Genomic DNA, 9,103 nt, shown 5'->3' on the forward strand with positions numbered 1-9,103 from the left:
GATGAGCCCCGCTTCAGCGCCAACTCCTGAGCTCACGCCAAAGGCGAGGGCGAGGGGGAGGGCGACGATGCCGACGGTGATTCCCGCGATCAGATCGCCCCGCCAGCTGGTGCGCAGTAGGCGGTAGTCTTTCGCGCTCGGCAGGAGCTCTTTCCATGAACGTTTCATCGGGCATCCGGAATCGTGGGTAGTCCGGCAACGAGATCGCGTTGGCTGTCGGTGTCGGCAAGGATTTCGCCGAGCAGCACGCGCGCGACACGGAGGAGTTCAGAAATTTGGGGGTGAGCGAGGCGGTAGTAGACGACGCTGGCGCGACGTTCGGAGACGACGAGCCCGTAGCGGCGCAGCACGGCAAGGTGTTGCGAGAGGTGGGAGGCTTCGAGGCCGGTCGCGGTCAGCATTTCTGCGACAGAGGCTTCGTCGGCCGCTGACAAGATTTCGAGCACCCGGATGCGGTGCGGATGCGCGAGCCCCTTGAAGAGGTTCGCCTTTATTTCGTAGAGCGGCCTGCGCTCATCGAGAACGGCCATTCGTGTGCTCCTGATCGGTGCGTGCGATGCGGTTGCGCTGTGGCTGTGACAGCAAGCAATCGCCCACTTGCTGAATTGATGTAATCATCATATCAGGGATCTGGGTGCGCCGATTCGGGCCTAGTTGGAAGGCGCTCGCGGCAGGACCACGAGTTCGCCTGTGGACAACAGGAAGGCGTTTGCGCACCTGCTCGACACAATATGAGCATGTCTAACGCTCTGACGACCATCGCCGATCAGGTTCGCCAGAGGGTTCGCCGTGACGGCGTTGATCTGTCGCGCGATAGCGAGATGGCGTCGCGGTATGTGCGCGATGAGGTGCGTCGCTACAGCGAGCGTGCGCTGGGTGGGTCGGTGCCGCTGCTGGCGGATGAAGCTCAGGCCGCCCGCGAGGTGGTGGCGGCGCTGACCGGGTACGGTCCGCTCCAACCTTTCTTCGACGATGACACCGTTGAGGAGCTGTGGATTAACGGGCCCGAGCAGATATTCGTGGCCCGCAACGGGGTTCCCGAGTTCACTGGCATCCGTCTCACAGATGGTCAGGTTCGCGACTTGGTCGAGCGGATGTTGCAAACGTCGGGCCGCCGCGTCGACTTGAGTTCACCGTTCGTCGACGCTTCGCTACCCGATGGTTCGCGACTGCACGTCGTGATTCCGGATGTCACCCGCCGCCACTGGGCCGTCAACGTGCGCAAGTTCAGCCGGAGCATCCGCGATCTCGATCGCCTTGTCGAGCTCGGCAGTCTCACCCAGCACGCGGCCGACTATTTGCGGCTGTGCGTGCTGTCGGGGCAGAACATTGTGGTTTCGGGCGCGACGCAGAGCGGCAAGACCACCATGCTCAACGCCTTGCTAGCGGCGGCCCGACCGAACGAGCGAGTCGTTACGGTCGAGGAGACCTTCGAGCTGAGCGTTGCTAGTCACGACCACGTCGGCATGCAGTGTCGCCAACCCAGTCTCGAAGGCACGGGCGAGATCAGCCTGCGTCGCCTCATCAAAGAAGCGTTGCGCATGCGCCCTGAACGACTGGTCGTGGGCGAAGTGCGCGATGCCGAATCGCTCGACCTCCTTATTGCGCTCAATAGTGGCTTGCCTGGCATGTCGAGCATCCACGCTAATAGTGCGCGCGAGGCTCTCGTGAAGCTGTGCACGCTTCCGCTGCTCGCCGGCCGGAATATTGACTCCAGCTTTGTCGTGCCGACCGTGGCGAGTTCAGTGGATGTCGTGGTCCATTGCGAACTGACCGCCGACGGCACAAGACGTGTGGTCGAAATCTCCTCGCTCACCGGTGAGGTGAGTGACGGGGTTATCGACAGCAGCCTGCTCTTCCGCATCGTGGACGGCACACTCGCCCACACGGGTACCGTGCCCGCGCGGCTCTCCAAATTTCGGGCCGCCGGCATCGACGCAGTTTCGCACCTGTTGGAGGCGGTCGCATGAGCCTGATCATGGGCATCGTGCTCGCAGTCGGTGTCGTCTTGATCGCGGCTACCTTTCTCTGGCCGGCTACGGGCGAACGTCGGGTGCGTGGCCGTTCCGCGTTCTCGCTCCGGCTGAGCGAGCGACTTGTGCAGGCGGGGCTCCCGACAACAAGTCCGGTAGTTGTCGTGATCGTGTCACTCGCGTTGAGCTTCGCTGTAGCAGCCATCACCTTTGTGCTGACATCGGTGATCGCCGTCGTGCTGTGTGCTGCCGCGGCCGCCCTCGTGTTGCCGACGCTCGGAATCAGCTGGCGTGCTCGCATGCGTCGCCGGGCCACTCGCGTGGTGTGGCCCGATGTCGTTGACCAGTTGGTGTCGGCAGTGCGGTCGGGGCTTGCTCTTCCCGACAGTCTCATGACACTCGCCCAGACGGGGCCAGCGGTGACGCGCGCCGCCTTTGCTGCCTTCGCCGTGCGCTATCGGGCTACAGGAAACTTCTCGGTAGCCGTCGACGAACTCAAGGTGGCGCTCGCCGACCCGGTTGCTGACCGCATCCTCGAAACCTTGCGGATGTCGCGCGAAGTCGGCGGCAGCGAACTCACGAACGTTCTTCGCAGTCTCAGCGTCTACCTGCGTCAAGAGGCAGCCATTCGTTCAGAGATCGAAGCGCGCCAATCATGGGTGATGAATGCGGCTCGGCTCGGCCTGGCGGCACCGTGGGTGGTGCTGTTCTTGCTCACCACACGGCCTGAAGCTGCACTCGCGTACAACTCAGCGGGCGGCGCTGCCCTGATCGTTGCCGGTTTAGTGCTGTCTGTTGTCGCCTACCGAATCATGGCGGGCATCGGTCGTCTTCCCGATCAGCCGCGGTGGTTCGCATGAGTGATGCACTGGCCTGGTCGCTTGTCGCCGGAATCGCCGGCGGGCTCGGCCTCTGGTCGATTCTGAGTCTCATCCCGCGGCTGAGTCGACCCACCTTGGCGACGAGAGTTGCGCCCTACGTCATCGACGTCTCCGCCGGCGCACGGGAACACTTGGCCCCGCGCTCGGTCGGGCCACTGCCGGTGCTGGGCATACTGCTCGTTCCTGTTGCGCGCTGGTTGCGTGAGACTCTCGCGTCAGTTGTGGGTGGCAGCGATCAGATCCTGCGACGGCTCCGCCAGTCTGGCTCCGAACTGACCCTCGAGGCCTATCGGTCGCAACAACTCCTCGCCGTACTCGGCGGTGCGATGGCGGGCGTCGCTTTCGATATTGCCGTCGCGAATCGGCAACAGGTGCCATTCGCGGCCCAAGCAGTGCTGGTGGTCGTCGGCGGAGTTGCAGGCATCACACTGCGTGACTATCTGCTGCAACGCGCAGCCAAGAACCGAATCCGTCGTCTCACTGCAGAGCTACCGGTCGTGCTCGAGTTCTTGGCCCTCAGCCTGTCGGCTGGCGAGGGAATCTTGGATGCCGTGCGTCGCGTTTCGCACGTCGGCGGCGGTGAGCTGTCGCGAGAGCTCGCTCGCGTGGTCTCCTCGGTCAATACGGGCCTCCCCTTCGGCGAGACGCTGGGTGTGCTCGCCCGCGAGTTGGAACTCGCCCCGTTCTCGCGCTGTGTCGACCAAATCTTGGGAGCCCTCGATCGCGGCAGTCCGCTGTCGGAGGTGCTGCAAGCTCAAGCTCAGGATGCTCGTGAAGAGTCCAAGCGTGATCTGCTCGAGCTCGCCGGCAAGAAAGAGGTCGCGATGCTCTTTCCGCTCGTGTTCCTTATCCTGCCCATCACCATCGCGTTTGCGATCTTTCCCGGCATCTTCGTGCTTCAGGTGGGGTTCTAGCGCCGCTGACGCTGACGCGCTAGCGACGAGCGATCTGCAGCGCGGCGGACACCGCACGTGCCTGCTCAAGTGCCGCAACCACGGGAGCCACAACATCCCGCTGCACGACCTCGTCGACGGCAGCGAGAAGACGACGGCGAGCCCGGCGGCGACGGCCACCGGCAGTCAGGGCGCTGAGAACGGCCGAGATCAGGCCGAGCAGGATTCCGAGCAGTACCGCCGCAATGAGCAGCAGCGTCGGTATCGCCCACCCCGTCAGCGGGCCTTCCTCAACCGCGGGAAGCGGGAATGCGGGCAAGCCAAACGTCGGCAGCAGCGCGGCACCGACGAGCCAGAGGGCTCCGCCCAATCCGATCACGACGGCGATCCACTGCACGATGCCGACCAGCACCCACCACCAGGAACCCTTTGCGGGCAAGGGGGTGCGAGCGATGGCGAGATCGAGAGTGGAGGGCAGAGCGTCGAGAGTCTGCTCCGCGGTGGCGCGGGCGGCAGCCCGCCACGGGGGCGAAACGCTGGCAACCGTTTCGTCGGTGAAGGCACGCACGGCCATCGACATCCGAGCCTGGGCGCCGGCACTCAGTAACGGCATGCTTGTGCGGTGAACATCGGGGTCATCGCCGCGACGTTTCGGGCCAAGACCCAGCCGGGTGAGCGGGTCAGCGCGCAAGCGACCGATCCATGACACGAGCGGCCAGCCCGTCGCCTGCCCAGAGCGTTTGCGGTACGAGCGTGCGACAGCGGATGCCACGATGTCGACCCCCGCAGCGGTGCCGACCTCGTCACGCAATCGGGCTGTGCTCTTCGCGGTGACCTTCTGCGGAGTACCGGGGTCCTCGATGCGGGCAGCTAGAGTTTGCACGTCAGCGCTGAGCCGCGCATCCCTCACCGCTTTCGTCGCGGCAAGATCACCGATTGCCTTGCGTAAAGCATCCACGCCTTCACCCGTGCGGGCGCTCACCGGCAAGACTCGGGCACGGGGGAGACCATCCCGTTCGACGATCGCTTGCAGTGATTTCACGACGGCGGCGCGATCATCCGCGCTCAGAAGATCAATCTGGTTGAGCACGACCAGGGTCACGGCAGCATGGCGAGCGTGCGGCGCGATGAACTGCGCGTGCAACACGTCATCGGCATACTTTTGCGGGTCAACAACCCAAATCAGGGCATCCACTTGGCTGGCTAGTCGTTCGGCGACGGCACGATTGCCGGCCTCGACCGAGTCGACGTCGGGAAGATCAACGAGCACGAGCTTGCTGGCGCGAGGGTCAATCGGAGTGGGGCGTTCGACACGCTCGCGAATTTCTAGCCAGTCGAGCAGTGCGGCAGAACCCGCGGCATCCCAGAGCACAGCAAGGGGCTGCGAGGTAGTCGGGCGGCGCACATGAGCGACCGCTACCTCAGCGCCAACGAGCGCATTCACGAGACTTGATTTGCCTGAACCGGTCGCCCCGAAAACGCCAACCACAGTGTGTTCGGAAGAGCGCGAGCGACGCGCCTCAGCCTGATGCAAGAGCGCGCGGGCGTCATCCATGAGTTCAGAAGGGATGCGCCCGACCCCCGCCTCGGTTACGGTGCGCAGAGCGGCAATGCGCTCATCGAGGCTCGGCTTGGCCGCGCTCACGAGTCGTTCCTCGCCGCGCGCGCCACATCGTCGATGAGCACCTGCGATTCGCGTCGCAAGGATTCAGGGTCAGCACCGAAACGCAGCGACTCCATCGCCGCATCCACGCGCGCGATCTCGGTATCGAAGAGGGCGCGCACGCGCTCCTGCAAATCGAGGCGTGCTTGGCTCGCAAGGTGGCGAACAGCATCCTCGCCGAAGACGGTCTCCAAGAGCTTTTGGCCGAGCACAGCGGAGCCACCGGCGATCGCAATTTCGCCGCCCGTCAGGCCACCGGTTGACGCAAAGACGACAATCATGAGCGCCACCGTCACGACATTCAATCCGAGCGAAAGCACTCGTGCCCGGATGCGCTTGTTGCCCGCATTGTCATGGATGAGCTGCATCAGCGCACCCTGCCATTCACGAATCATCGCCGTCGTGGCCTGACGCAGCTCCGGGCTCTCCGCTGACAACGTCGGATGCTGCTCCGCGATCGAACGTCCGGGAGCGCTTCGCTCGAGGTCGGCCCACACAGCCGCAGCGGCCCGCCCGGCCTGGTCAACGATGACAGCCTGCAAACCGGTCTCGATCTGGGTTTCGACGTCAACAACGGGGCTCGGTTTGCCCGTGATCCAGGCGGTTGCTTTGTCGCGGGTGCGCGAGAACCACGAATCAACTTTGCGAAAGAAGTCGGAGGTTCCCACAAAGTCTTGCCACCGCGCCAGCACCTCACCGCGCATCAGTGCGCCGTTCTGGGTGGCTTCGTCCACCGCCTTGATCGCGGTCTCGTAGTGCGCAGCGGTGGCCGCGTGCGCAGAGTCGAGCCAGTCGAGTTGCTGCTGCCGAGCATCCGCAATGAGGCTCACGTGTCGGTCAAGGTCGTTGATAGCACCGCTCAGGGTGCGGGCGGCGATGCGCGTGCGGGCTTCGCGATCGCTGGCGATTCCTTCGAGCCAGGCGCGCGGGCCATCGACGGCGCTGGCCGGGAGCATTCCGAGCTCGTCGAGTTGCTGCTCGTCGATAGTGAACACGGGAGCGTCAGACAGACCGCGCGCGGTGAGCATTTCGCGCAGGTCGGGCAGCACTTCGTCAACGGCTCCGGGCGGCACGCGGTTGAGCACGATCCCCACGGTGATCGATCGTGCCGCAGCGCTTTCGAGGAGTCGCCAGGGCACAGCATCGGCGTAGCGGTTGGCGGTCGTGACAAACAGCCACAGGTCAGCGGCAGCGAGCAATTGGGATGCCAGAGCACGATTCTCGTCGGCAACCGAGTCGATGTCGGGCGCGTCAATAATCGCGAGCGAACGCGGAACGCTCTCGTGTTCGAGCAGCATGAGCTCGCCAATACGTGATTCTTCGGGCATGTCTCCGGCGTTCGATGCGGGCGTACCCGGCGCGCTCACCCGCCCGCGCACTCGCGCGAGCCCCGGCAAAATACGGTCGCTCGCAAACCAGCCGGCATCGACGGGCGCGTGAACAAGAATGGGCTGACGCGTCGTGGGGCGGATGACTCCGGCACGAGTCGTGGCAACACCGAGCAGGGCGTTTACGATTGTGGACTTGCCCGAGCCCGTCGAGCCGCCCACGACAGCCACCAGCGGAGCATCCAAATCAGCTAGCCGTGGCCGAATGTAGTCGTCAATCTGACGCACGGATGCGGCGGCCAGCTCCCGCTGCGCCACAATGCCCTCAAGCGGCAGCGTCAAGCCCGCATCGGCAAGGGAGGCCCGCAGGCGCTCGAGCGAGAGGATCGCGGGCGCACTTTTGTCGGTCACCGCTTAAGCATGCCGGGTGCGGGGCCAGTTTGCTAACTTTTGCTGAACAGACAGGTTCCGCGGTCGAGTATCTCCAGAACGAAAGTCGTTCTGGAGATACTCTCCCTGAGCGTCAGCGCGGTTCAGCATTAACCGCAGCTAGCCGTTTTCGTCCAGTTATTCGCGGAGACCTGCGAGAGGCTCGTGATGGTCGAGTCACCTTGGCCGAGGTAGCTCAGCGACCCTTTCGCGTAGTACGGGTTGTAAGGATTGAACCCGTAGGCAAACGCGCGCCCGGCCGCAGCATGTTGGGCGTTGGTGGCGGTGAAGCACGTCACAGGATCCGGCGTGGGCGTGGGCGTGGGCGTCGCTGTCGAGGTCGGAGTCGGCGTGGGTGTCGGCGTCGGCGTCGGCCCTGGCGTACCAGTCCGGTCAACGCGACGGTTGTTGTCGAAGAAGAACTCGGTCACATACGCCGGGTAGTCGAGGCTATTGGCGTTGATGTACGTTCCTCCCGTGCCTGCGCCCGCTGGCCAGTTGTGGCCGAGGTTCGAGTTCTGAATCACCGAAACCCGTGGCCCCGTGGCATCCGAATAAAGCGTGCCCGAGCCAGCAGTGTTGTTGCCTGCCAAACCGCTCAAACTAAACGTTGACGTGCTGGATGCGCCATAAATGCCGGCCATGATTTGGCCGTTCAAGGTGTTGTAGCCGGTCGAGACCGTGGAGTCATTGCTGCCGTAAATCACCGAGGTGAGTTGCGTGGAGAAAGCCGCGGTATTGCCGCTGCCGAAGGTGGTGCAGGTATTCGTGCCCTGCGCCTTCGACACTGCGACACTCGAGATCTGGCCCGAAGTGGTGCCCACCGTGGGGCCGGCATTGATACCCATGCCCGCAAAAACGTCGGGGGCGAGGCATCCCATCACCATGGTTTCTCCACCACCGGATGACAACCCAGAAATATAGACCTGGTCGGCATCGATGCCCAGAGAAACACGCGCGCTCAACGTTGTGGCGAGGTTTAACAGATTGTCGTCGTGCCGCGCAGGGTTGCTGCGGGAGTGATTCGAATCGTAGTAGTCCCAGCAGCCGAACACGACGCCACCGTTGGGCGCATCGGGGAGGGCGACGATCATTCCGTAGTCTTCGGCGGCGACCACCCAGTTGGCGTTCGCTTGGAAGTCGCTCGCTTTCTGCGCGCAGCCGTGGAGGCTGATCATGAGCGCACGCCCGGCGGGGAACTCGGCGGCAGTGGATGGCGTGTAGATACGAGTGCTCATCCCGGCAACCGTTTCCGTGGACCACGTTCCCGGAACAGCGTCGGAGCCGCCGGGATCGGACGAGTTGCTGCACCCCGGCAGCATCTCGAAACCGGGTGGACACGTGATCGCTTGGGCTGCGAGTGGTGCTCCGGCCAGCGTGGCGCTGACGAGGGCGAGAGAGGCGAGTACTGCCGGAATAGTGAGCCGGCGTTTAACAGTGGACATTCGGAATACCTCCGCACGTCGCAACGCGGTCTTCGCTCCGTGCGTCATTGCGCGGATGTCCCGGCCGCATTGCGCGCCGCGACAAAACCGCGACGCTGACGGCAGCCGCCGTCGAGCGACGCACCGTCGGAATCACCGTACAGTGAAACCTGAATCATGTCTCAGGTTTTCCACAAGTTGCGTTACGGGGAACGCAGCGCGGGTTCGCGGGGGACTCGTGTCGTGTCGTGTTGCTGTTGCTGTTGCTGTTGCCGCTGCCGCTGCCGCTATCGCTGCCGGGCGGTGACGCGTCGGCGAAGCACGAGGAGGGCGAGGCCGGCCACGAGCAATGTTGCACCCACTGAGAGGTGGGGCGCTAACGCAAAACCTGTAGCAGCGAGCGTGACGTCAGCGGTGGGGGTGCCACCGGTCGCGGGCACTTCTGTCCACGTCGCGGTCAGCGTCAGCGGTGCGGTCACCGGATTGGTGAAGTCGTAGGCGGCGCCGCTGAC

The 9,103-nt window shown here is 64.2% G+C and carries 9 protein-coding genes; 3 read left to right on the forward strand and 6 right to left on the reverse strand.

Annotated elements, in window-relative coordinates; genetic code table 11:
- Both I6E52_RS14175 and I6E52_RS14180 read right to left on the reverse strand, forming a co-directional pair.
- The coding region (locus tag I6E52_RS14175) for a SulP family inorganic anion transporter (RefSeq protein WP_255529343.1) at positions 1–168 on the reverse strand (168 nt) is incomplete at its 3' end.
- On the reverse strand, positions 165–530 hold the full coding sequence (locus I6E52_RS14180) for a metalloregulator ArsR/SmtB family transcription factor (RefSeq protein ID WP_197110212.1): 366 nt from the start codon (positions 528–530) through the stop codon (positions 165–167). The genes I6E52_RS14180 and I6E52_RS14175, both read right to left, overlap by 4 nt.
- 207 nt (positions 531–737) lie before the next feature.
- Between I6E52_RS14180 and I6E52_RS14185 the strand changes: the two genes are divergently transcribed.
- The 3 genes from I6E52_RS14185 to I6E52_RS14195 are packed head-to-tail and all read left to right on the forward strand — an operon-like array spanning position 738 to position 3,768.
- On the forward strand, positions 738–1,970 hold the full coding sequence (locus tag I6E52_RS14185; protein ID WP_374059119.1) for a CpaF family protein: 1,233 nt from the start codon (positions 738–740) through the stop codon (positions 1,968–1,970).
- Positions 1,967–2,833, forward strand: a complete 867-nt coding sequence (locus tag I6E52_RS14190) for a type II secretion system F family protein (RefSeq protein ID WP_197158499.1) — start codon at positions 1,967–1,969, stop codon at positions 2,831–2,833. The genes I6E52_RS14185 and I6E52_RS14190 overlap by 4 nt, the downstream gene beginning before the upstream one ends.
- A complete protein-coding gene (locus I6E52_RS14195; protein ID WP_197158501.1) occupies positions 2,830–3,768 on the forward strand; it encodes a type II secretion system F family protein in 939 nt (312 codons plus the stop codon). Before I6E52_RS14190 ends, I6E52_RS14195 begins: the two co-directional genes overlap by 4 nt.
- 19 nt (positions 3,769–3,787) lie before the next feature.
- Here I6E52_RS14195 and I6E52_RS14200 read toward each other — a convergent pair whose 3' ends face one another.
- The 4 genes from I6E52_RS14200 to I6E52_RS14215 form a co-directional block, all read right to left on the reverse strand.
- Complete coding sequence (locus I6E52_RS14200; RefSeq protein ID WP_197158503.1) at positions 3,788–5,392, reverse strand: GTPase; 1,605 nt, start codon at positions 5,390–5,392, stop codon at positions 3,788–3,790.
- Positions 5,389–7,149, reverse strand: coding sequence for a dynamin family protein (locus I6E52_RS14205; RefSeq protein ID WP_197158506.1), 1,761 nt, complete (start codon positions 7,147–7,149; stop codon positions 5,389–5,391). Before I6E52_RS14205 ends, I6E52_RS14200 begins: the two co-directional genes overlap by 4 nt.
- A gap of 128 nt (positions 7,150–7,277) precedes the next feature.
- The gene (locus tag I6E52_RS14210; RefSeq protein WP_231602276.1) at positions 7,278–8,612 is read right to left on the reverse strand and encodes a PHB depolymerase family esterase; all 1,335 of its coding nucleotides are present in this window, start codon (positions 8,610–8,612) and stop codon (positions 7,278–7,280) included.
- A gap of 266 nt (positions 8,613–8,878) precedes the next feature.
- Positions 8,879–9,103 (reverse strand): hypothetical protein (locus I6E52_RS14215; protein WP_197158510.1); only part of this gene is annotated, 225 nt, incomplete at its 5' end.

The sequence above is a fragment of the Salinibacterium sp. NG253 genome (assembly GCF_015864945.1).
Taxonomy (GTDB): Bacteria; Actinomycetota; Actinomycetes; order Actinomycetales; family Microbacteriaceae; genus Rhodoglobus.

Excerpts from the sequence above, each read along its gene's own strand:
- I6E52_RS14180 (WP_197110212.1), bottom strand. The coding sequence starts at position 530 with ATGGCCGTTCTCGATGAGCGCAGGCCGCTCTACGAAATAAAGGCGAAC.
- I6E52_RS14185 (WP_374059119.1), top strand. The coding sequence starts at position 738 with ATGTCTAACGCTCTGACGACCATCGCCGATCAGGTTCGCCAGAGGGTT.
- I6E52_RS14190 (WP_197158499.1), top strand. The coding sequence starts at position 1,967 with ATGAGCCTGATCATGGGCATCGTGCTCGCAGTCGGTGTCGTCTTGATC.
- I6E52_RS14195 (WP_197158501.1), top strand. The coding sequence starts at position 2,830 with ATGAGTGATGCACTGGCCTGGTCGCTTGTCGCCGGAATCGCCGGCGGG.
- I6E52_RS14210 (WP_231602276.1), bottom strand. The coding sequence starts at position 8,612 with ATGTCCACTGTTAAACGCCGGCTCACTATTCCGGCAGTACTCGCCTCT.